Annotated in this window: 14 protein-coding genes; 3 read left to right on the top strand and 11 right to left on the bottom strand. The window is 56.0% G+C overall.

The window, feature by feature from the left end; genetic code table 11:
* Positions 1–154: 154 nt before the first annotated feature.
* Genes uidA through MHI24_RS28090 form a run of 4 tightly spaced genes read right to left on the bottom strand, consistent with a single transcriptional unit; the run spans position 155 to position 5,148 of the window.
* Positions 155–1,951 carry a beta-glucuronidase gene (gene uidA / locus MHI24_RS28105; protein ID WP_340022842.1) on the bottom strand — a complete coding sequence of 599 codons (1,797 nt, stop codon included), beginning with the start codon at positions 1,949–1,951 and terminating at the stop codon, positions 155–157.
* Between the two features lie 33 nt (positions 1,952–1,984).
* Entirely contained in the window at positions 1,985–3,334 is a 1,350-nt protein-coding gene (locus MHI24_RS28100; protein WP_340022841.1) for a sugar ABC transporter substrate-binding protein, read from the bottom strand.
* A 27-nt stretch (positions 3,335–3,361) separates the two neighbouring features.
* A complete protein-coding gene (locus tag MHI24_RS28095) occupies positions 3,362–4,192 on the bottom strand; it encodes a carbohydrate ABC transporter permease (protein ID WP_340022839.1) in 831 nt (276 codons plus the stop codon).
* A gap of 11 nt (positions 4,193–4,203) precedes the next feature.
* Positions 4,204–5,148, bottom strand: coding sequence for a sugar ABC transporter permease (locus MHI24_RS28090; protein ID WP_340022838.1), 945 nt, complete (start codon positions 5,146–5,148; stop codon positions 4,204–4,206).
* A 191-nt stretch (positions 5,149–5,339) separates the two neighbouring features.
* On the opposite strand from MHI24_RS28090, the gene MHI24_RS28085 reads away from it, so the two are divergent.
* Both MHI24_RS28085 and MHI24_RS28080 read left to right on the top strand, forming a co-directional pair.
* On the top strand, positions 5,340–7,142 hold the full coding sequence (locus tag MHI24_RS28085) for a histidine kinase (RefSeq protein WP_340022837.1): 1,803 nt from the start codon (positions 5,340–5,342) through the stop codon (positions 7,140–7,142).
* Positions 7,132–8,739 (top strand): helix-turn-helix domain-containing protein, encoded by a 1,608-nt coding sequence (locus tag MHI24_RS28080; RefSeq protein WP_340022836.1) that lies wholly within the window; start codon positions 7,132–7,134, stop codon positions 8,737–8,739. Before MHI24_RS28085 ends, MHI24_RS28080 begins: the two co-directional genes overlap by 11 nt.
* Before the next feature lie 468 nt (positions 8,740–9,207).
* On the opposite strand, the gene MHI24_RS28075 is transcribed toward MHI24_RS28080, so the two are convergent.
* From MHI24_RS28075 to MHI24_RS28050, 6 genes are all read right to left on the bottom strand, one after another.
* Entirely contained in the window at positions 9,208–10,509 is a 1,302-nt protein-coding gene (locus tag MHI24_RS28075) for a sugar ABC transporter substrate-binding protein (RefSeq protein WP_340022835.1), read from the bottom strand.
* Positions 10,510–10,578: 69 nt separating this feature from the next.
* Entirely contained in the window at positions 10,579–11,409 is an 831-nt protein-coding gene (locus tag MHI24_RS28070) for a carbohydrate ABC transporter permease (protein WP_340022834.1), read from the bottom strand.
* Between the two features lie 11 nt (positions 11,410–11,420).
* Positions 11,421–12,332: a sugar ABC transporter permease gene (locus MHI24_RS28065; protein WP_340022833.1), complete on the bottom strand. Its 912-nt coding sequence runs from the start codon at positions 12,330–12,332 to the stop codon at positions 11,421–11,423.
* A gap of 59 nt (positions 12,333–12,391) precedes the next feature.
* Entirely contained in the window at positions 12,392–13,711 is a 1,320-nt protein-coding gene (locus MHI24_RS28060; RefSeq protein WP_340022832.1) for a sugar ABC transporter substrate-binding protein, read from the bottom strand.
* A 199-nt stretch (positions 13,712–13,910) separates the two neighbouring features.
* Positions 13,911–15,497 (bottom strand): response regulator, encoded by a 1,587-nt coding sequence (locus MHI24_RS28055; protein WP_340022831.1) that lies wholly within the window; start codon positions 15,495–15,497, stop codon positions 13,911–13,913.
* Between the two features lie 4 nt (positions 15,498–15,501).
* Entirely contained in the window at positions 15,502–17,322 is a 1,821-nt protein-coding gene (locus MHI24_RS28050; RefSeq protein WP_340022830.1) for a sensor histidine kinase, read from the bottom strand.
* Positions 17,323–17,810: 488 nt separating this feature from the next.
* On the opposite strand from MHI24_RS28050, the gene MHI24_RS28045 reads away from it, so the two are divergent.
* Positions 17,811–23,054: an S-layer homology domain-containing protein gene (locus MHI24_RS28045; RefSeq protein WP_340022829.1), complete on the top strand. Its 5,244-nt coding sequence runs from the start codon at positions 17,811–17,813 to the stop codon at positions 23,052–23,054.
* 100 nt (positions 23,055–23,154) lie between these two features.
* On the opposite strand, the gene MHI24_RS28040 is transcribed toward MHI24_RS28045, so the two are convergent.
* Positions 23,155–24,183 (bottom strand): aldo/keto reductase, encoded by a 1,029-nt coding sequence (locus tag MHI24_RS28040; RefSeq protein WP_340022828.1) that lies wholly within the window; start codon positions 24,181–24,183, stop codon positions 23,155–23,157.
* Between the last annotated feature and the right edge of the window lie 186 nt (positions 24,184–24,369).

Raw genomic sequence — 24,369 nt, 5'->3', positions numbered from 1 at the left:
TTTCACATACATTCAGGCCGTGTGCCTGCTTGCGAACGCAATGTATGCTGTTTTTCACATACATTCAGCATTAAAGCCTCACTACGTTTCCTAAATAAACCCAAAAAAGCGCAAGCCTCCTGAAATAGAGGCTTGCGCTTGCACTGTAGCTAACTTATTTCTTATAGCCGAAATCTGGTATCCCGGTCCATCTCCGGCGCAGCTCATGAGCGGCCGCCTTCGGCTTGCGGTCACGGGTGAAGATGCCTTTCTTGTTGCCCTGTACGCGGATAATTCCCTGTCCGGTGGCAAAGTCGGCGAAATTCCAGACCTGCTCGCCCACAAATTCCTGGAACTCGTCGAAGACTTCATGATTGGCCCGGTAGAAGGCCACCTGATATTCCTCCGTGAACATAACCGGCTCCACATCATGAAGCCCGGCCACGGTATCGGTACCGTATTCGGTCATCATCATCGGCTTGCCGGGGCAGCGTCTGGTCCAGGCTTCCAGCTCCTGCCGCAGCTTAATCTTCGCTGACTCCAGGTCTCCCCCGTCCACATACCAGCCGTAATAACGGTTGAAGGCAAGCACATCGATCAGCTCGGAGATCCGGTCATCGGCAGGCGTGGCTTCAATATGGGTCACCAGGGTGACCGGACGGTGCTGCGGATCTTCCTCCCGCAGCTGTTCGATCAGCGGCTTGAAGTATTCGTAAGCCCCATCCTCATAGGAAGCCGGTTCATTGGCGACATTCCACATGACCACGCAGGCATGGTTCTTGTCCCGGCTGATCAGCTCCCGGATCACCTGCTGGTGATGCCCGAAGGTCTGCACCTCAGCCCAGGTCTCCTTCTTCGCTCCCCCTGACAGCATGACGAGGAAATTAAGGTCCAGCCCTACCGCAGGCGTCTCATCGATAACGACGAAGCCTTCACGGTCGGCCAGCCGCATCACTTCCTCGGCATAAGGATAATGCGCGGTGCGGAAGGAATTGGCGCCTGACCATTTCATCAGGTTGAAATCCATAATATTCGCGGCTTCATCCAGCCCCCGGCCATGGAACGGGGTATCCTCATGCTTGCCGTACCCCTTGAAGTAGAAGGGCTCGCCATTAATCAGAAACTGCCCTTCTTTCACCTCAACCGTCCGCACGCCGAACGGCTGCTCATAGACATCCGCCAATTGCCCCGATTGCAGCAGCTCGATTCTCAAGGTATACAAGTAGGCGTTCAGCGGCTGCCATAACCTGACGGAGGGAATATCCATTAGCCCGGAGGGTTCCGTCCCTGAGCAGACCTCATTCCCTTCCTCATCCAGCACTGTAACCCGGACATCGGCTTCGCCGTTAATGTCCACGCTATACCGTACGATTCCGTTCCCGTCAGTGTAATCCGTAACCACCGTTACGTCCTCTACGAAGGTTCGCGGCGTAGAATAGATCCGCACCGGCCGCTGCAGTCCGGCAAAGTTGAAGAAATCGAAGTTCGGCTGGTTCTTCACTTTCTTTTTCCCGTCCGGACCTTCGGTCTCCGTATACAGGCCAACCGGCAATGTAGTGTAATCCACCACATTATGCACCGCCACAGTCAACCGGTTCGCGCCGGGCCGGATAAAGTCATTAATCACGCCCTCGAAGGGCAGGAAGCCACCGGAATGCTCCATTACCAGGCTTCCGTTGATGAACACCTTGGCCTTGTGGGTGGCCGAGCCAAAGCGGAGAACCAGGCGCTCGTCCAGAATCTTCGCCGGGAGCGTCAGCTCCCGCTCGTACCACACCCAGCCGACATGATTACGGATCTCCGGGCTTACGCCAAGATCATTATAAGCGGACGGCACCGCCATCGGGATGGTGTCCAGGAGCCTGGATTCATACCAGCGCTCCTCCCATCCCGCGCCGTGGTCCAGCTTGAAGCTCCATATCCCGCCCAGATCATACAGACTGCGGGTTTCCGTCATTATTGGATACAGCACGGACAACACTCCTATCTAATCTGTATTATCTGCTTAGGATTTGGAATCAATAATTTTCTGGATTTTGGTCTGTGCATTCTGGATGGTGTCATCAATGCTTTGGCCGGCCAGCATCATTTTATCGAATTCCTCCAGCAGCACCTTCTCCAGCTCAGCATGATAAGGCACGGCTGTAGCCGTTGTAGTTGTTGTTGTATTCTCCAGGACATAGAGCAGGGAAGCTTTGTCGATCATTTCCGGGGTCTTGCTGCCGGCGATGATCCGGTCAACCACATCATTCAGGTCAGCTTTTTTCCATGACGGGATATTCTTCCCTTGCAGCACGATCCCTTCGGTGGAGAACCAGCGGATAAAGGTGTAGGCTTCGTCTTTATGTTTGGACTTGCTGTAGATGCTCAGGACATCGCCGGTCACGTTCGAGGTCATCGGGTCTTCCGCCTTCATCTTCGGCAACGGCGCGAACACGGTCTTGAAGCTGGCCGGAATGGTATCCGTTCCCCCGGTTTCCGGGATCAGGAACGAACCCGTAACTAGCATACTGGTATCCTGGTTGAAATATTGCGGTCTGTAGTTCAGCTTCTGGCTGACTACCTCGGAATAGGGGGTGGCGGAGCCTTCCTGCTCTCCCTGAAGCCGCAGTTCAAACGACTTGCGCATGGACGGATTGTCAATATTGGCGGTCTTGCCGTCATCGGTCGTCAGATTCGAGTTCACCGCCTGGCCGAAATTCTGCGTCAGATAGCCATATTGAATCCAGCTGTGGAAGTAAGTGCCGTATCGCGTCTTATCGCCATTCTTCTTCGTCATCGCCTTGGCGTATTCCATGTACTGATCCCAGGTCCAGTCCTTCGGCAGCTCAAGTCCGGCCTCCTTCAGATGCTCCTCGTTGATAATGACCAGCCCCTGCGAGGACTTGCCGGGCAGGCCATAGACCTTGCCGTCAATGCTCGTATCGGCCGTGTATTCATCCTTCATCGTAATGCCGTCCTTGGCCAGATAATCATCCAGCGGCTGGATCATGCCCAGCCCCGCCCGCTGGGACAGGAAGGTCATGTTGCTGAACATAATGACATCCAGATCATCGCCGCCAGCTACCGCCAAATCCAGCTTCTTATAATATTCATTGGAATTGTTATCCTCGGCAGAGGCGAATTCCACCTTGATGTCCGGATGCTGCTTCTCGAATTCGGCGATGACGACATCCCAGTTGTCCATTTTTTTGGCATACCAGTTGCTCAGCTTGATTGTTACCGGCGCATTGCTGCCCTTCCCGGCATCAGAAGCCGCAGGCTCCTTCCCGGCATTGCCAGCGCCTCCGCACCCGGAGACCAGCAGCGATAACAATGGTACAGCGATGAATAAATTGCGTTTGACTCTCGACATGATATAACCCCCTGTTGTGTAATTAGTCTAGCCTTTGACACTGCCCATCGCAACTCCCTCAATCACCTGCTTCTGGCCGATGATGAAGATGATCAGCAGCGGCAGAATGGCGGATACTGCACCTGCCATCATTAAGGAATAGAACTCTCCGCTGAAATCAGCGAATTTCCGTATTCCCAGCTGCAGGGTAAACAAAGAATCGGAACGGAGGAAGATCAGCGGATTCTGGTAATCATTCCAGGTCCAGATGAAGCGGAGAATCATATAGGTAGCAAGGGCTGGCTGCACCAGAGGCAGGGCGATCCGGCTGAAGATCGTCCAATGGCCTGCTGCATCAATCCGTGCCGATTCAATAATCTCATCATGAATGCCCAGGAAGAACTGCCGGAGCAGGAACGTGCCCAGCACGCCGGAGGCAGCCAGCAGCACCAGCCCGATATGACTGTCGAACAGTCCCAGCCAGCGGTACATAATGAACTGCGGCACCAGAATGGCCTGGGTCGGAATCATGAAGGTGGCAAGGACAATCAGGAAGAGGGTATCCCGGCCTTTGAAGATGATTTTGGAGAAGCCATAGGCTGCCATTGCCGAGATGGTCAGGGACAGCGCTGTGGACATCAGGGTAACCTTCACCGTGTTCCAGTAATAGAGTGTGAACGGCACGGCTCCCGCCCATACCTGCTTATAGTTCTCCACCGCGTTCCATTTCGAAGGAATCCACTCTATCGGATATTTCATGACATCCAGCTCCGGCTTGAAGGATGCGGAGAGCATCCATAGGAACGGCATGATGAACAGGATGCCCGCAACCGCCATGAAGATGGTGACGATAACGCGGTTTAGCTTGAGTGATCGCATAGATTAACCTCCTAGTAATTGACCCATTTCTTTTGTCCGACCCATTGAATCAAGGTCACCAGCAGGATGAGGATCAGCAGAATAATCCCCATGGCGGAAGCGTACCCCGACTCCAGATTCACGAAGGCCACCTCATACAGATAGTAGACAATGACCGAGGTAGAGCCAGCCGGGCCGCCGCCCGTTAAGACCATGATCAGATCGAAGACCTTGAATGAGCCGACAATCCCGGTAATGAGCAGGAAGAAGGAGGTCGGTGACAGCATCGGCAGCGTAATGCGGAAGAATTGTCTCAGCGGCGAGGCGCCGTCCACATCGGCAGCTTCATACAGATCGCGTGATATGTTCTGGAGGCCGGCCAGATAGATGACCATATTGAAGCCCAGCGAAGTCCAGACCATAATAATCATGACCGAGATCAGCGCGAACTTGGGATCGGCCAGCCACATGGGCGGATGCTCCACCCCGATGGATCTCAGGAAGCCGTTGATCGGACCGTTGTTCGGATGATAGAGCACTCTCCACAGCAGGGCGATGGCCACGAAGCTGGAGATGAAGGGCATGAAATAGATCACTTTGAAAAAGGTTTTGAAATACGTCGCCTTGTTAATCAGCACCGCCAGCACCAGCGCCAGGAACATCGCGACCGGCACAACAGCAATCATGATCAGGTTGTTGTAGAGCGAGCGGTGAAAGGATTCGTCCTGCATGAGCCGTGTGTAATTGTCCAGCCCGACAAGCTGGAACCCGTCCAGCCCGGAAACAAAGTTCCAGTTCGAGAAGCTGATTACGCCGGATAACAGAATCGGAATAATGACCAGCGTTACGGTCAGAATGAGCATAGGGGCAATGAATAAATACCCGGCAATATTGTCGTAAAAGGCCTGCTTGCGCATTTTGCCTTTTCCCGGGCTGTGAAGCCGCTGCTCCGCTGCTTGTTCAGAGATAACCTCCACTTTGTCCACCTCGTTTATTTTTGTATGTCCTCATTATAGAAGGGAGCGCTTTCAGGAACATGCAACGAATTTATCTAAGATGAAAAGTTTGTATAGCATTATTTTTTCTAAAATGAAAAAATTGTTGGATGAGGCGTATGCCAGAATCAAGTACGATAAGCTTGTACAGGTCACTCACTGGAGGGGAATTCATGAAAGGGAAATTCAGGCTCAGTCAGCTATCCTTCCGGCAAAAGCTTATTCTTACCTCAATCGCCTGCCTGGTGATTCCCGCGCTGGGGATGCTCTACATTACGAATGTCTATTCCAAGCTCATTATCCGGGAGCATTCCCTGGAAAAAGCCACGCAGTCCCTGAGAATCGTCCAATCGCAGATTGATGTGATCTTCGAGGAGATGGTGTCGGTCTCGAACTTCGTTCACTTCGACCCGGAGATCAAAAACCTGCTGGAGGAGGCCAAGACCAACCCGGTGGCAGCAAGAACGCTGACCAGCCGTCTGGAGCAGGTGGCCGGAGAGACCATTGATCTCAGAATTACGCTGCTGGACAGGAAGGGACATGCTTACTCCGATTATTCCTTCTATGACTATGATCCGCGGCAGTTCCTCCGGCAGCCCTGGTTCCAGGAGCTGGAGCAGCTCCCGCCGTATGACACCTTATTCATGGGGGCGGAAGCCAATTACCTGACCTCCCTGCAGGAGGAGCAGCCGTATGTCTTCCTGACAGCGCGTGCATTACGGGAAGAAGCAACGGCTCCCCCTTATGCCTACCTGATTGTCAGCCGCAGTGAAGCCTCGATCCGCGAGCGGTTCGCTTCATTAGAAGAGGATGTGTATCTGCTGGACGATAAGGAGCGGATTCTGTCCAACCGCAGCCCGGCGCTGATCGGCACAAGCTTTAACCGGCTGCTGCCTGTGGATGAGCTGGCGTTCCCTGACATCGTCAAGTTCAAGGGTGAGAACCAGCTCCTCCTCTCCCTGCCGCTGAAATATGCCAGATGGAGGCTCATCAGCGTGGCCCCGTATGAGCAATTGACCGAGAAGCTGAACGGGATTAACCGTACCGGCCTGCTCATTCAGACGATATTTGCCGTCAGCTTCCTGTTCGCCCTGACCGTTCTGCTGCGGAGATTCACCAAGCCGGTGCTGGTCCTGGGCAAGGCGGCCCGCCGTGTAGAGGACGGGGATCTGGCCGTGCGCACGGGCATCCGGGGAGCGGACGAGATCGGCAGCCTGGGCCTCTCCTTCGACAACATGCTGGACCAGGTGCAGCAGATGCTACAGCAGGTGGAGACTGAGCAGGCATTGAAGCGCCAGGCGGAGATTGCGATGCTTCAAGCCCAGATTAACCCGCACTTTCTGTTCAATGTGCTCAGCTCAATCCGCATGAAGCTGCTGCTGAAGCAGGATGAGGAGAATGCCCGTATTCTTGGCTCGCTCTCCTCCATGCTGCGGACCAGCTTCACCAGCAGGGAGGAATTCGTGTCCATTGCCAGTGAGCTTGATTTCACGAAGCAGTATATGGAGCTGATGCGGTTCACCATGAGATACCCAACAGATTATGTTATTGATGCGGACAAAGAGCTGCTGCTGGAGACGGTGCCGAGGTTCATCCTCCAGCCGATCATTGAGAATGCCTACAAGCACGGCTTCCTGCAGGGCGGGGGCAGGATTAGAATTGCGATCAGGCGGCAGCAGACCACACTTACGATTACAGTAGAAGACAACGGAGCGGGTATGGAGGAGCCTACGCTGGCTGCATTAATCCGGCATCTGCGGCAGAAGGATGAGGAGATTGAGGCCATCGGAGCGGCCGGGATGCCGGCAGCAGAGACTTCACGCCGCGGCATTGGATTAATCAACGTCTACCAGCGGCTGAAGCTCATCTGCGGAGACCGCTTCGAGATGGAGATCAGCAGTGTTCGCGGACATCATACCACCGTACAATTAATCATGCCTGTGAAGCGGATAGGAGCGGATAAGAATGACCTATAAAGTAGTATTGGCTGACGATCATTATCCGGTGCTGGAATACTTAAGCGCCTCCATTCCTTGGGACACCCTCGGCCTGGAATTATCGGCCGCCTGCTCGGACGGCCGCGAGGCCTGGGAGGCCTGCCAGCGCTGCCGGCCCGATATTCTGTTGACCGATATCGGAATGCCGGCGATGGACGGGCTGGAGCTGATCGGCAAGGCGCGGGAGCTGAACCCCCAGCTCCAGACGATTATCCTGTCCTGCCACGGAGAGTTCGAATATGCCCAGAAGGCGGTGAAGCTGAATGTGGCTGAATATATCCTGAAGGAGAGCCTGCAGATTGACCAGGTGATTGCGGTGCTGACCGAGGCGGTCAGCCGCCTGGAGGCCAAGGTCAAATCCCGCGACCATTACCTGCAGATGGAGAAGCTGGTCAGCCAGAACCACTCAGCCATCCGGACGCGGTTCATCCGCATGTTCATGGAGCAGCCGGTATGGGATGAGGCCGAGTGGTTCGGGCAAGCCGAAGTGATGGGAATTAAGCTTGAGCGGGGCATTCCGTACCTGCCGGTGCTGGCGCTCCCGGAGCGCTCCTATGAGCTGGAACGGCGGTTCGGCGGGGCAGTGAATCTGCAGTTCGTCATGGATAATGTGCTCCAGGAATTCCTGGAGATTGACGGCATGATCCAGTTCGCGCTGAACGGTCGGGAGTTCATTCTGTTCCTTCCCCTGCCGCACCTGCTGGTCCGCAATCTCTATGAGGAATACCGCAACCAGCTCCTGCATGTCCAGCGGATGTCGAAGCTGCATCTGCGGATGGGCATTTCTTTCTTTTACGGGGAGGCCACGCCAAGTCTGATCGAGCTGAAGAAGCAACTTCAGGCGCTGCTGGATGCCGATGCCCTGCGCTTCTATACGGCCGAGGGAGCAATTATGAAGCTGGCGCCGGTCAAGACCAGCAGCGAGGACCTGTTCGTTCATTACGCGGAGATTCTGCAGCAGTTAAGGGACTGTATCCAGCAGGAGGACAGCACGCAGATTACGGCGAAGGTCAGAGAGGTCAAGCAGTATATCGGGGACCGGAAATATCCGGTGGAGAGCGTCAAGAGCTGGCTGCTCAAAATGGTCATGGAGCTGGAGCTGAAATACGTAGTCATGCAGAACTTCGTCAGCAACTTCAGCAGTGAGCGGCATCAGCGCTCCATCCAGGAGTTCGAAACGCTGGATCAGCTGATGGAATGGCTGGAGGAATTCCTGAAGGATAAGATTCTGATGCTGCGCTCCATGTGGAAGCAGAGTGTCCGCAAGGAAGTGGCCGAAGCGAAGCGTTATGTGATGAATCATACCCACGAGAAGGTCGGCATGGATGAGATGGCCCGGCGGCTCGGCCTGAATCCCACCCATTTCAGCCGGATGTTCAAGACCGAGACCGGGCTGACCTTCATTGAATATGTAACGAGGCTGAAAATGGAACAAGCCCGCGACCTCCTGAACCAGACCAACCTGACGGTCGTGGAGATCGCTGAGCAGCTAAGCTATGATAATGTGAGCTATTTCATCAAGCTGTTCCGCAACTTCGCGGGCATGACTCCGGCCGAATTCCGTAAGTCGATCTAGGCGGGAACGGCAGGAAGGTAGGGGCATCGGGGTGATGCAGGGAGCACTGGCTAGACGACAAGGGAAAGGGAGCTCTGCAGGAGTACCCGATAGGCAGCGAAGCAATTCCGGGGGATCAGTATTGCTGTGGGGCTGCCTCACCTCATTTAGGGTGCAATGGTGGGCTTAATTGCAGTTCGTACAACTAAATCGTCAGATGTGCCGCCAAATTTCTGTTTAGATGTAGTTCGTGCAATTAAAATACCTCTATATCTGGATTTTCGCCCATTCCAGCAAATTTAGTTGTATGGAATACAGTTAGGAGAGGAATGCCTTCCTTTTCACTGTTTTTAGTTGCACAGAATACACTTATCCCTGTTTTTTCGCTATGAACACAGCTTCATCCTTTAGGGTCCGGCGAAAGTGATCGTTCGTTCCTCAACTAGTGGAGAGCATCCAACTGTTTGCCCTCCCCCAAAAATCTGCCGGTCATCTGGCGGCCCGGCGCTTCGCCGCAGCTTCATCAATGGCCTGCTGGATGCCGGCCAGGGCGGTCTCCAGCGGCTGCCCGGCCAGATACTGGTTGACCCCCTCCAGAATCTTCACCTGCAGCGATTCGGTGGATACGGTATGCGGCCAGTAGAGCGTGGCATCCTCGCGCGTCACCGCAGCGGCAATGGACGACACCGAATCGCTCCGGTCGGTCGGCGCTGAGATGACGGACGGCACGGCCAGAGCGCCAGCGGCCAGCTTCTCCTGCGTGGCCCTGCCGTTCATGAAGGCCACGAACTGCTTGGCCTCCTCGGGATGCTCTGTCCGCGAGCTGATTACCCGGTATGTGCCGACATTGATGTTCGGCACCGTCCGCACACTGCCCGGCACCATCATGAAGCGGATATCCTGCGCCGGATTCCGCTCCTTGATGCTGGGGATATCCCAGGTTCCGGTAATGATCATCGCCGCTTGTCCCGACCCGACCAGATCCTTCGCCTGCTCATGCTTCAGGCTTTTCCAGTTCGGCGGCACCAGCCCCCGGTCAATCAACTCCTTGTGCTTCTTGATGGCATCGGTGAACACCGGGTTATCCACCGGAATCTCCCCGCTCTCCAGCTTCTTCGTCCAGGCGGCATCGGCCCCGTTATCGGACATGATCGAGCCCCAGAAGAACTGGGCTGTAGACCATTCCGCATCCATCGCCACCGGAATGACCCCGGCCTCCTTCAGCTTCAGGCATAGCGCCAGGAACTCATCCCAGGTGCGCGGAACGGCCAGTCCCAGCGAATCGAACAGGGTCTTGTTGTAGAGCAGCCCGTCGCTGTGCATGACCTCCGGCGCACCGTACACCCTGCCGTCAATGGTGACCGGCAGGAGCGAATTGGGATAGAATTCCTTGAGGAACTCAGCCCCGGTCAGATCAAGGTACATATCGCTCCGCAGGGCGCGGAATTCCTCGAACAGGCTGGGCGACCACGTATCGAACACATCCACCCTCTCGCCGCCCAGCAGCCTGATCTTGATCCCGGCCGTATAATTGTTGTTCTGGATGAAGTCGGCCTCAATCTTGATTCCGGGATGCAGCCGTTCAAATTCGGCAATCGCATCGAAATACACCTTGCCCGCCTGTGCCGTATCGAGCAGATAGCTGGAGTAGCGGAGAGTTACAGGCTCGTGTTCACCGGGCAGCGGGCTGGACAGCAGGGATATGTCCGCACGTTGCTGTGTATCACAGCCGGCCAGCGCGAAGAGCAGCAGCACAGCGGCACACAGCCTCCCGGGTCTTCTTAGATGCATAACCGCTTCCCCTCCTTCAGCAATTCTCTCTCTATTCTGGCGGACGCAGCCGTCTCCGTCAACGGACGGTCAGAGCTTGCCGCCCGAGGTGGCAATGCCCTCAATGAACTGCCGCTGGAACAGGATATAGACCAGCAGCATCGGCCAGATGGCCAGCACCGAGGCGGCCATCAGCTCGGGATAGTCCACCGAGAAGGCGCTCTGGATCTTCGCCAGCGCCGAGGAGAGGGTAGCCGCATCTGAGCTGGTATTGACGATCATCGGCCACATCAGATCCTTGAAGGAGAATAGCGCGGTGAAGATACCGAGCGCCACCAGACCGGAGCGGACCAGCGGCAGCATGATCCGGGCGAAGGTCTGTCCGATATTGCAGCCGTCGATCTTGGCGGCCTCCTCCAGCTCCTTCGGCAGCCCCATGAAGAACTGCCGCAGCAGGAACGTGCCGAAAGCGCTGACCAGCCCGGGGAACAGCAGGGCGAAGATCGTATTGCGCATCCCCAGCGCGTCCACCATCAGATATTGCGGGATGATGAAGATCTGGGTCGGCACCATCATCTGGAACAGCACCAGACTGAAGCAGATGTCCCTTCCCGGGAAGTTCAGCCTGGCAAAAGCGTACGCCGCCATCGCGCTGAACAGAACCGCGCACAGCACCCGCAGGGCCATCATCGCAAACGTATTCCAGTACAGGATCAGAAAATTGTTCTGGCGCCATACCTCTATGTAATTCTCCCATCTCCAGGTGTGCGGGATGAACACAAACGGGTTCATTGAGGTCGATTCCGTCACCGTCTTGAATGAAGTCAGCAGCATCCAGGCGAAGGGCAGAATCATCGCGGCCGCTCCCAGGAGCAGCACAGCGTGGGCCAGAATGCGGTTGAAGCGTTTTGATTTGTCCATTGTCCACCCTCCTACATGTAGTTGACCCATTTCTTCTGCGCCCGCATCTGGAAGAACGTAATGATCATAATCAGCGTGAGCAGCACCAGTACAATCGCCGAGCCATAGCCCTTGTTCGAGTATTTGAACGAGTTATTGTAGAACAGGTATACCAGCGATACGGTCCGGTCATAGGCCGGGTTGGTTACATCAATCATCATATAGATCACGTCGAACACCTGCATGGCCTGAATGACCGAGGTCACCACCACAAAGAACAGGGTAGGCGAAACCAGCGGCAGTGTAATCATGAAGAATTGACGCAACCGGCTGGCCCCGTCAATATCAGAGGCTTCATAAAAATCCTTCGGGATCTCCTGCAGACCGGCGAGCAGCAGCACCATATTGTAGCCGATCACGCTCCAGATGCCGATAATCGCAATGGACATTAGCGCAATGCGCGGATCTGTCGTCCAGTTCACCGCCGACACACCCAGCTTAGACAGCCCGTAATTCATCAGGCCGTAATGCTGGTTGTACATCCACCGCCAGACCATGGTGACCGCTGCGGGAGCAGCGACCATCGGGATGAAATAGATGGTGCGGTACAGCGAGCGGCCGGCCAGCTTGCCGTTGAGCAGGACAGCTACCAGCATAGCAATCGCTACACTGGCAGGCACGACCAGCAGGGTATAGAGCAGGGTATTGCCGACCGCATGCCACACCTGCGGATCATGAATCAGCTTATTGTAGTTGTCCCACCCGACATAGATATTGCCTTTGCCGAAGTCCCCGCTCTTGAAGAAGCTGAGGTAGGCGGTCTGGATAATCGGGATAAAATTCAGCACCAGCAGCCCGAGCATGGTTGGCGCAATCAGCAGCCAGCCCCAGTACCATTCGTTCCGGGCAGCGGCTCCTATTCTTCTCTTCACGGTATGATTCATCTGCTTACCTCTCCTATCCGGCCTGCGGCAGCCACAGGGCTGCCGCAGGGATATAAGGCTTATTTCTCTTCCGCAAGACTCTCATTCATAACGGTTGCCGCCTTCTTGGCCGCCTCGGCCACCGTCTCCTTGCCGGAGAATGCAGGCTTGAGCGCTTCATACGCCTTGTCTTCCCAGACCGCTGTTGTATTGGAGTACGGACGGATGACGCCATAGTCCACCATATCGACGAAGGCTTTGATGTTAAAGGTCTTGTTGGAGCTGATCCACAGGTCAGCCGCGCCTTTATACGCGGAGATCGCTACACCCAGCTCTGCCTGGCGTTCCTGCCCGGCCTTGGAGCTCAGGTATTCCACGAACTTCCAGGCTTCCTCGGGATGCTTCGTCTTGGCATCAATGGCATTGCCCAGGCCGTTATAGATAGAGGCTTGTTTCTCCTTCTTCGGCAGGACGGCGACATCGAAATTCTTCGCCATATACTCATTCTCTGTGAAGCCGCTCAGGTTCCAGGAGCCGAACAGGCCCATCGCCGCCTTGCCGTTCTTCAGCAGATCGGCACGCTCGGCATCGCCGTAGACCTCGGGAGACAGCCCATCGCGCACCAGGCCGATATAGAATTCAAGCGCTTCGATTGTCTTCGGATCATCGTAGCCTGATTTTTTGTCCGCTGTAATAATGGTGCCGCCGTTCTGATAGACGAAGTTGTAATACCCCTCCTGGTTGTGCAGCGGGGCAAGGATGCCGTACACTCCGTCCTTCGTGAGCTTCTCGGCCGCCTGCTTCAGATTGTCCCAGGTCCAGCTCTCATCCGGGTAGGTCAGGCCTGCCTGATCGAACAGCGTCTTGTTGTACCACAGCCCGATCGTATCGAAATCCTTGGGAACCGCGTACTGCTTGCCATCGAGATTATAGATCTGATTCAGACCCTCCGGATAATTCTCCAGCTTGACCTCGGAGCTCTTGCTGATGCGGTCCGTAAGATCAAGCAGCATGCCGTTGCTGGCATAGCGGTAGATCTCGTTCGAATGCATCCAGAAGACATCCGGCAGCGAGCCTCCGGTAGCTCCCGCCTCCAGCATCGTCCAGTAATCAGACCAGCCCGTCACCTCGATGTTGACCTTGATATCCGGGTTCTTGGCCTCGAATTCATCGGCAATGGTCCGCAGGCCCTTCTCCTGATTGGAATCCCAGATCGCATAGGTCAGCTCGACCTTCTCGCCGCTTGCCGGCTGGGTAGCTGCCGCTTCAGCGGCCGTGGTTGGCGATGGTGCAGCGGTACTGTTGCTGCTGTTGCTGCTGCTATTGCCGTTCCCGCAGGCCGACAAGGCGAATGCTGTAAGCGCGATGGACAAGACGGCGGCCAGACTTTTTTTCTTCACTAGAATTACCCCCAACTTCCATTTAGGATATGCTGCATCTGCTGCATCTCCAATAGTAGGCGAACCGCGCTGCTCCCGGAATGGCCGTTTTTTACGGAAACGTTCCCTTTTTTGACCAATCGGCAGAAGCGGCAAAAAGTGCACCCGCAGCGGATGCACTTCTTTTACAGGCTATGTTCTTTTTTTGACAATTGCCCTTCTAGCCCCGGTATTCCTCCGGACTCATGCCGTTCAGCTTCTTGAACAGCTTGCTGAAGTAAGCGGTATTCGGATACCCTACCCGCTCGGCTACCTCATACACCTTGACATTCCTGTCCCGGAGCAGGCTCTTGGCCTTCTCCATGCGCAGCCGGGTCAGGAAGCTGACGAAGTTCTCGCCGGTCTCCTGCTTGAATACCCGGCTGAGATAGGAGGCATTCACGTTAATCCGCTCCGCCACCGACTGCAGCGAGATATCCTCCGCATAGAGCTGCATCATCAGCTCGCTGGCCTGCTCCGCATAGCTCCGGGACGATTGGCCTTCGGACATCTGCGCTCTGCACTGCTCCAGGTAACCGGTGACCAGCCGGTGCAGACCCTCCAGGCTCTCCTCCCCGAGAATGCTCTCGTACAGCGTCATCCCGGCCTCATTCGGCTCGGGCAGTGCCGGGAAGCACGACTGAATCACCGCCAGCATCCGCAGATAGACCGAACGCGCCGCCTGCTTCGTGCAGCCCTCCCGCAGCATGGCCTCCTTCAGACCGTTCAGGAAGGCCACGGCCTCCACGCTCCCGCTCTCGGTATCCTGCCTGAATCTGCGCAGGGCAGCCTTGTCGATGGCCAGGCGCTGGCCGCTCCGCGGCCGGTTCCTGGCCTGGTCATAGAAGCTGAGGCCGCTTCCGTTCTCCAGGAACAGCGCCTCCAGCGCCAGATCCGCCTCCTGGTACGCCCGCTTCAGCCGGTCGAAGCCGGAGGCCGGACCGCTGACGCCGATGGACAGGCTCAGCTTCAGGAAGTCCTTCATCGCCGCTTGAATCTTGGCGGCGGCGCGCTCGATCTCCGCGCGGACAATCCGTCCTTCCTCGCCGAGATCGAGCAGCAGTACATATTCTGCGGAATTCATGACGATGATCTCCTTCGCCCGCTTGCGCGGCAGGATCTCCTCCAGAATATTCGCCACCGAATAGCGCAACAGCTTCTCATCCTGCTCCACATACTTTCGCCGGAGCTGATCGAACTGGTTGATCCGCAGCTTCATCAGCACCATCGGCTGATCCGCCAGGCGGATATGCAGCGCTTCCCGGCGGGCCAGCACGTCCCCGGCTCCCTTGAAGCCGCTCAGCACCTCCTTGAACAGCGTCTCCTTGAGATGCTCGATGCTCTCCTTGTAGGAGCCTGGAGGTATCCCGCCGGAGCGGCCGGCCTGAAGACGCACCATCCGCTTCTTGACCGTCTCCAGCACATGGATAAGCTGCTGCGGCTTCATGTCGCTTTTGATCAGATAATCAGCCGCCCCGAGCCGGAGCGCCTCCTGGGCATACTGGAATTCCTCCAGGCAGCTCAGAATGACGAACTCCCCGCTTAAATCCAGCCGCCGGGCCTCGCGGATCAGCTCCAGGCCGTCCATCACCGGCATCTTGATGTCCGTGATAATGAGATCCGGCCGGTGGGTTCCGGCCAGCTCCAGCGCCTCGCGTCCGTTCGCCGCCTCCCCCAGAATCGTGAAGCCCTCATCCTCCCAATGGATAATCGACTTCAGACCGATCCGCATCAGCAGCTCGTCATCCACGATAAGCACACCCAGCATCCCGTCACGCCCCCTTCTTGTTCTGTATAGGAATGGTGATCACGAACACCGCACCCTGTCCGGGGCTGCTCACGAACGATACCCCGTACGGGTCGCCGTACAACCGGCGTACCCGCTGATGCACATTAATAATGCCGATGCCGCCGTTGTCCTCCGCGCCGTCCAGCCTGCTGCGCAGCTTCGCTGCCGCCTCGGCGCTCATGCCTGCCCCGTTGTCTCTGATTGTGATCGTCAGCTCGGCAGACCCGGCGTGCCGGACCTCAATGGACAGCAGTCCGTCCTCCTGGTCGGCGATTCCGTGGAAGATCGCATTCTCGACCAGCGGCTGAATGCTCAGCTTCGGAATCTCCTGCTCCGCAAGCCCCTCCTCCACCTCCGAATGGAACTCGATCCGGTTGAAATAACGCACCTTCTGGATAACGATATAATGCCCGATATGCTCCAGCTCCTCGCGTATAGGGACCAGCCGGTTATCCGTCTTGGCGGTATAACGGAGCATGGAGATTAGCGCCCCGGTCATCTCCACAATCTTCTCCGACTGCTGCATGGTTGCAATCCATTTGACCGAATTCAGCGTATTGTACAGGAAATGCGGGCTGATCTGGGCCTGCAGCGCCCGGATTTCGGCCTCAACCTTCTGCTCCTGCTCCACATAGATCCGCTCCACCAGCTGCTTAAGCTCCGCCGACATCTGCTCGAACCGGCCGGCCATAACACCGATCTCGTCATTGGAGCGCACCGCCGGCAGGTTATCGAATTTCCCTTGCTCGACCAGCGTCATATTGCGGATCAGCTGCTTGATCGGGCGGGTGATGAGATTCGACATATACACTGAGCTGGCCAGGGCAAACAGGATAAGCACAACGGCAATCGTCCACAGGTTGCGCTTCAGAATATCGCCTTCAACCGCTAATTCTTCCACGGGCATATACATATAAGTCTTCCAGCTATGAACCTCGAACGGCGACTGAATCAGAATATAATCCTTGCCGGATACGCGGACAATCTGCCGGTCCGAGCCGGAGGCAAGTTCCCCTTCCCGGACCGGAAACAGTGTGGTGTTAAAAGGCTTGCCAATCAATTCATAATTATTGTTGAATATAATCATACCGCTGTCATCGGTAACGGTGAAGGCTGAACGGTTGCCCGCCTCCATCCGCTTGTTCAGCCGGTTGATGAAGTCAATGTCTACGCTTACCGCCATGACGCCAAGCAGCTTGCCGTTCTCCATATCGAATATTTTGCGCAGATTGTAGATGGCCCAGTTGTTGTCGGCCTTGGTCTGCCGGTCCAGCATGGTCGGCAAATCGCGCGTAATATCATCGGAACGCAGGAAATCGCTGAACCAGTCCTCCTTGCGGGGGTTATAGGTATAATCGACAGGCTTGTTCGGGGCCACATAGAGGTCGCTGCCGTTCACCAGATTGTAGACATAGATGGAGATGGCGCGGTCCTTCATGGTTATGTAGTTCATCAGCAATTGCGTGGCCTGCAGCTCGTTCGTCACGGAGCTGTCATGCAGATAGTTCTGCACGGGATAATTCTCCTGGGAGACGGCTGAGATATAGCTGTTGATTCCGTAGCTGGCGATGAGGGAAATCTGCTTCATATCCTCCAGGAATTCCTCGATGCGGATATTGGACTGTCTCGTCACATCGGCCAGCAGGTCCGTATATTTGCGCTCAAGCATCTGCTGCGAGGAGATATAGGAGTTGATGAACAGGATCACAACCGGGATCAGGATCGCCAGCAGGAAAAAGAACAGCATCTTGTTCTTCACACTCACAAAACGGCGGCTGCGGTTCAAGGTGAAAGGCGCTTTCAAGTTATAACCTCCGGCGGCAGAGTTGGTGTAACAGCTTTATCGGAAACCTTTGCGGAATACCTTTAATGATAGACTTCCGGCTGCGATCTTGCCACCCGTTGCGGCATGTCTTTTTTTTACTCTTTTCGTTCCCTTTTTTACCTGTGAGGGGACTAGCGGGGGAACGGGCTGCAGGAATCGGCGGTGCCCGCCTAAGCTTCCCCGGCTGATGGCTTCAGGCGGCAGCCCAGAGACGTAAAGAAAGGAACAAAAACAGTAAAAATGCTTGATGTTATAGTGCGGCCCATTATCTTAACATTCTCGGTGAAGCGAAACAGCGATGACAGGGAGGTTAGGGTGCCTATGCCAAGTTGACGGAGATGAAGGATAGAAACGATTCAGGTGCTGCAGGAGCCTCTTCCGGCAGACCATGCAGATGATGAACACCCGAAGGATATAAGGACAATTAGGTACAGTTATCCCCAAAAATCAAAAGAGGTGAGTATCTATTGAGGCTGCATCTTAAACGTTCACTGATTACTATACTGGCAATCCTGACTCTCCTGCCCTCCAGTTTAGCAAGCGCTTCCACAGCTCCGCCCGCAGACCCGGTTCCTGTTGCGGATTCTGTATGGCTGACTGATCCGGTGTTAGTGACCGATCCGGTTACGGCGCCTGATTCCGATGTAGTGCCTGAATCCCCGGCGGAGCCGGAGGCTGCTGTAGCTCCTGCGGCCTCGCCAGAGCCGGATGAGGCTGTAGTGCCGGAGGCTGCTCCTGCACAGGAGCCTGCGCCGGAGCAGGTGCAGATGAAGACCGCTGCCGAAGCGGCCCCGCTGTTCCAGTGGAGCTTCCACCCAGGACAGGTGCTTGACCGTACAACTGTGGTAAACAGCGTCTACCCCGAAGCAGCTGCTGACCGCGCCGAGCTGAAGGGTGTAGCCGCAGTTGTCTATGACGATCAGCGCGGGGACGTCCTCTCCCTGCCCGGCGGCGCTAACGGAACGGCCTGGCTGAAGCTGCCCGACCAGCTGTATAGCGGGATCACGGATGAGCTGTCTGTCGCCTTCTGGGCCAACATCGATTCTTCGGCTAATGCCTATAACCGCCTGCTGTCCTCCACGATCGCCGAGAAGGGGCTGAGCAATGCCGGGGTCAGCGGCTGGCAGGACTCTGAGTTCATCATGATTGCCGGCGACGGCACCTTCAGCAACCGGATCTACACCGGGACGAATCCTAACCAGATTGCCAGCTACAAAGGCGACATTGTCTGGAACCGTAATCCGGCTAAGGGCAAGTGGCAGCAGGTGGTTGTCACTATGAACAGCAGCGGAGCCTACGAGGTCTATCTGAACGGTGCTCCGGTCGGCATCAAGGGGCTGGATCAGAGCAAAAGCTCCTCCGGTGCAACGGTGCCTTCCGTACTTCAGCACTTTTTTGCGCGCGACTATCTGGACGCCCTGAAGTTCAATGCGTTCGGCAGATCGCTCTATACCTCGGATGGAGATATCAAGGGGAAATTCGATGACCTGCGGATCTACAATGTCCAGCTCACAGCCAGCCAGGTCAGCGCACTATATGCGGCAACTAAGCATGAAGAAGTTGTGGTGACCCATCCGGCCAAAATAACGGTCGATCTCGCCGACCGCTCGCTCGGACCGGTATACCATGGCGCTTCCGGCGCGCTCTATGCTATCAGTGAGCCGAATGTGCCGGATATCAACACCCTGATTCCGATCAAGCCTTCGCATATCTCCCAGAAGCCGCCGAATGGCATCCAGCATCCGACAGGCGATGCGCTCAGAGTCTCGGACTATTTCTTCGAGGCCGGCGGGGAAGCCGTTAACATCGTGATGCAGGATTATTACCAGCACTGGTATTATCCGTCCAGAACGGCGGATGAATATATTCAGGAAGCGGTCATTCCGATTACAACAGCGGTCAAGGCCTACAAGGATCAATGGGCGGCGGCCAATCCGGGCCGGGATGTCAATTCCAGGTTCATCTATATTCCGTTCAATGAGCCTGAACAGAATAACACCCGTTATCCCCAGCTGTTGTCTGACACCCCGACGGGGAAGAACTCCCGAGCCGTGTTCAATGCCGACTGGCTCGCCGTCGTGAAGAAGATCAAGGAGATTGATCCCGGCGCGGTCATCTCAGGAATGAACCTGACCCAGTACGGGGCGAAGGTGTTCGAGGACTTCATTCCGTTCTGTGTGGAGAACGATTGCCTGCCGGACATCATCAGCTGGCATATGCTGTGGGACAAAGCCTTCAACCAGGCGTCCTCCAACGTAGCCACCTACCGGGCGCTCGAAGCGAAGTCACTGCAGCGTTATAAAGAGCTGTATCCGGACCGCCCGGTTCCTTTTCCGATCCAGGTGGATATTAATGAATATGCAGCAACTTCAGAGATTGCCGTCGGCGGATCGCTTGTCCAGTACATCGCCCGCTATGACGAGCTGAAGATGAACAGTATGCTGCCTTACTGGAACACCGCCAACTCGTACGGGTCCCTGCTGGCCGGGCAGAATGAGCCGAACGGCGCATGGTGGCTCTACAAATGGTATGCCGACATGATGGGCGGCGACATGGCCAAGGTCAAGGTGGATAATCCGCGCCATGAGCTTGACGCCTACGGTCCCGGGTTATACGGGTTAACCTCCATTCAGGACGGGAAGCAGCAGGTCAGCATCGCCTTCGGCGGCACGCAGGGTGACGGGAAGATCGTGTTTAATAACGTCACCGGCAACGGGAACAGCCCTGCCTTCCTGGACGGGGCGGAAGAGGTGCATGTCACTGTATTCTATGCGGGTTATACCGGCCTGACTGGCTTCCTGGTGGAGCCAACGCAGATTCTGGACCGCAATCTTCCGGTTAAGAACGGCTCGGTTACGCTGGACGTGAACCTGAATGATTATACCTCGGCTTACTATGCTGTTATTACACCGGCAGCCAGCCATGCTCCTAAGGAGACCTTCGTCAAGCGCTACGAGGCGGAGAATGCGGAGGTGCAGACGAATGTGTCCACGGTGGATCAATACCCACGTAAGAGCACGGGGCGCTCGGCATCGAACGGACAGTATGTTGCCGGAATCAAGGCGGCGGACAGTCTTGTACAATGGACCTCGGTCACCGTTCCTGCGGACGGGAATTACCGGCTGGATCTGATTGGCGGCAGCGGCGCGACCGCTTCGATGCGTAATCAATCCAACACCGGCGATGCGAATCAGCGCATCAATTCAGAATGGTTCGTCAAGATCGACGATCAGCCGGCAGCCAAAATCGTGCTCCGCGCCGATTACAATATGCAGTTGCTCGGCGGCAGCACCTTCTTCGCCGATCTGACGGAAGGCACTCATACCATCGGCATCAGCAGATACAACCCGGATACGGGAGAAGCAGGCCAGGGCGAATCCACTCTGGATGCTATCGAGCTGACGTATAACGGCCTGCCGGGTGCACTGCCGAATTACCGGGTGCAGGCGGAATTCGCCGACTATGACTCAGAGCAGGGCTTGTCCCGGGCCGGCAGCCTGGAAGGCTTCGAGGGTGCCGGATATGTGAGCGGCTACGGCGGCAGCCAGAAGGCCAACACCCGGTTCGTGGTCAGTGTGCTGGAGGACGGAATGTATGAGCTGACGGCACGTTACGCCTCTGCGGACAGCGGCAAGCTGCAGCTGGCCCATGACCGCAAGCCACTGGTTGACCTTCCTGTGGTGAATACGAACGGGCAATGGCAGGAGGCCAAGGCTCCGGTCTTCCTGCGGAAGGGAATTAACCTGATCGATGTGCGCTCCAGTGCAGCGCTTAGCCTGGATTACATTAATGCAGCTTATGTAAGCAATACTCCAGTATATGCTGTGGAGGCTGAGGAAGCTGTGGTTGTGGGAACACCGGCCGGTTCGGAGCTGCCGCTCATCCGGGAGGATGCTTTTGCCAAATATGCCTCCGGCGGCAAATATGTGAACGGCATCACCTCTTATGACGGGGCAGAGCGGTATCTGGAGCTTCCGAACATCACTGTGCCCAAGGCAGGCACCTACAAGCTGGTGGTTACCTATGCCAACGGTGAGAGTGCCGGAACCCATGCCTACAACAACGATGTCGTTGAACGGTATGCGCAAGTAAGCGTCAACGGCGGAGAACCGCAGACGGTCTACTTCAAGAACACCATCTCCTGGCAGCAGTTCGCCACGCAGACACTGGATGTGGAGCTGAAGGCAGGCGTTAACACGATCCGCTTCTCCAATAACAATACGTATGACGGCGGCTCCAATCCTTATGGAGGAAGCGGCGCGCAAGGCTTCACGCCTTACACGGCGGTTCCGCGCCAGTACACACCGGCGTTCGACCGGTTCGATCTGTATGCCCGCCACACGCTGGAGGTAGACGGCGGCGGTGATAATGGCGGCGGCGATAACGGCGGTGGTGATAACGGCGGCGGTGATAACGGCGGCGGTGATAACGGCGGCGGCGACAATGGCGGCGGCGATAATGGCGGCGGTAACAACGGCGGCGGCGATAATGGCGGCGGCGATAATGGCGGCGGTAACAACGGCGGCGGCGACAATGGCGGCAGCAATAACGGCGGCGCTAACAATGGCGGCGGCGCGGTCGGCGGGAACACTAGCAGCGGCAGCGCTACCGTTGGTTCGGTCCAGCCGGCGGCACCGGGCAGCAGCCAGCTGAGCGTTGAAGCAACGGTGAACGGCAATTCAGCAGCCGCAACTCTGGATGCCAAGCAGGTACAGGCCGCAGAGCAGATCACGGTCACTTCTCCGCTCGGCTCTGTCCAGTTCCCTGTGAAGGCTCTTGATCCGGCAGCGCTGACGCAGCAATTGGGCAGCGAAGACTGGACGCTTACCGTCAGCGTCACGGCGCTGCCGGAAGAGCGGCAGCAGGCAATCCGCCAGGCCCTTCTCACGGCCCAAGGCCAGCTTATCGGCCAGGCGGTAGAATACACCGTGAAGGCGGAAGCCGGCGGCCGGTCGGTGGAGATCCCGGGCTTCGGCAGCAGCTATGCCCGGCATACCCTGCCGCTCAGTACTTCAGTGAACAGCCGCAATACGACAATAGTGCGGATAGAGGATAACGGCAGCTTCACCTTCGTTCCGGCAACCTTTAGCGGAAACGAAGTGTCCTTCTTCAGTCCATATAGCGGTACATTTGCGGTGGTTGCAAATGATAAGACTTTTGCCGACATGAACGGCCACTGGGCCAAGGAAGCCGTCCACAAGCTGGCCTCCAAATATATCCTGACCGGCCTTACGGACAGCCAATTCGCACCGAACGCTACCACTACGCGTGCTGAATTCGCAGCGATGATCGTCCGTGCACTCGGCTTCTCCTCCTCTGCTCCGGCAGCGGTTCCGTTCAGCGACACTCCTTCCAGTGCGTGGTACGCCGGAAGCATCGGGACGGCTGTTCAGCTCGGGCTCGTCCAGGGCGGGACGGACAATACCTTCCGTCCCAATGACAAGGTGACCCGCCAGGAGATGACGGTTATCCTGGTTAAGGCGATGGCACTTGCTGGTGCGCCGCTTCCAGCTTCCGAAGCACAGGCAGCAACGTTTAAGGACGCAGGCGAGATTGCCGGCTGGGCGAAGCAGGATGTCGCCAAGGCGGTCCAGGCCGGCCTGATTACCGGAACACCCGGCGGACAATTCCACCCGTCCGATTCCGCCACCCGCGCGGAAGCCGCTACGGTGATTCTGCGATTGCTGGAGCAGGCGGGTTTCGTGAACTGACACCTGCGGAACTTCAACGGTGCAAATAAATGACACAGCGGCAGAACAAGACGGATACCCGTCTTATTCTGCCGCTGTTATTTTTTATACTTAAGTTCAGCTACATATGCCGCCTGCGCTGTTCCGGCTTCATCCACTCCGGCGTCCAGGTTTGCTCTTTGTCATCTACCCGTTTGCCCGGCGGAACAATCACATCAATCGCATCCAGCACATCTGTACTAAGCCTCGTCTCCGCACCGGAGATATAGTCACCCAACTGCTCCAAGGTGCGTGGCCCCCATATCGTAGAGGTGACGGCCGGATGGCTTTGTGTAAAAGCGGTGGCCATATCCGCCAGCGGCATCCCCGATTCATTGGCCAGCTGCTGCAACCGGGCAATAATCCTGAATTTGTGTTCATTTTCGGCCAGCTCCGGGTCCAGAGCATCCATATAGCCTTTTAATTCGGAAGCGCGTGTGCCGCTCTGTGCGGGCTGGCCCGGTTTATATTTACCGGTCAGCAAGCCCCCGGACAAAGGACTGTACACCAATAGAGACAAATGGTACTGCCTGGCGATTCCGGCAAGCTCATATTCCATCCGCCGGTTAATCAGCGAATAGGTTGTCTGTTCACTAACAAAACGTTGAATATGATAACGGTCACTAATCGCCTGTGCTTGTACAAGCTGTCCGCCGAGGTGATTGGAGGTGCAGATGTGCTGAATTTTCCCCTCCCTCACCAAATCGTTTAAAGTGAGCAGGATTTCTTCATAGCCTATCCATTCCAGCGGAAGATGCAGCTGATAAAGGTCTATATAGTCGGTTTGCAGACGTAACAGACTTTGCTCGACGGCCGTCCTGATCCAGCGGCGTGACCCGCCGCTCTGATTGATTTGCTCAGGAGACTCCGCACCAAACTTAGAAGCCAGCAGAACTTGCTCCCGTCTGTGCTTAATCGCTTGGCCTATCACACGTTCCGATTCTCCCTTTCCGTAAATATTAGAGGTATCCACGAGATTAATCCCGTAATCCAAAGCCTTATCTATGATTTGCCGGCTCTCTGCTTCACTTGTCCGGGTTCCAAAACCAGACCCGCCGAGCGCAAAGCTGCTGACCTTAGTACCGGTTGTTCCAAGCAAACGATATTCCATGTTAATCCTCCTGATAGGCTCCTGCCGCGGCAAAGATAATGAACTCGTGTTGATTTCAGCTGTAGGACCCATTATACTCAGGCATAATCAGAGGATCAATGAACATTCCAGGCGAAGTGTATATTAATAGATACAATGTCAAAAGTGTTGACAAGCAGAAACGGCTTTGCCGTCCTTTTTTAAGGA

This window comes from Paenibacillus sp. FSL K6-1096 (assembly GCF_037977055.1).
In the GTDB taxonomy this organism is placed as follows: domain Bacteria; phylum Bacillota; class Bacilli; order Paenibacillales; family Paenibacillaceae; genus Paenibacillus_AQ.
The sequence above is the reverse complement of the archived record's forward strand: the minus strand, read 5'-3'. Positions and strand labels throughout refer to the sequence as shown.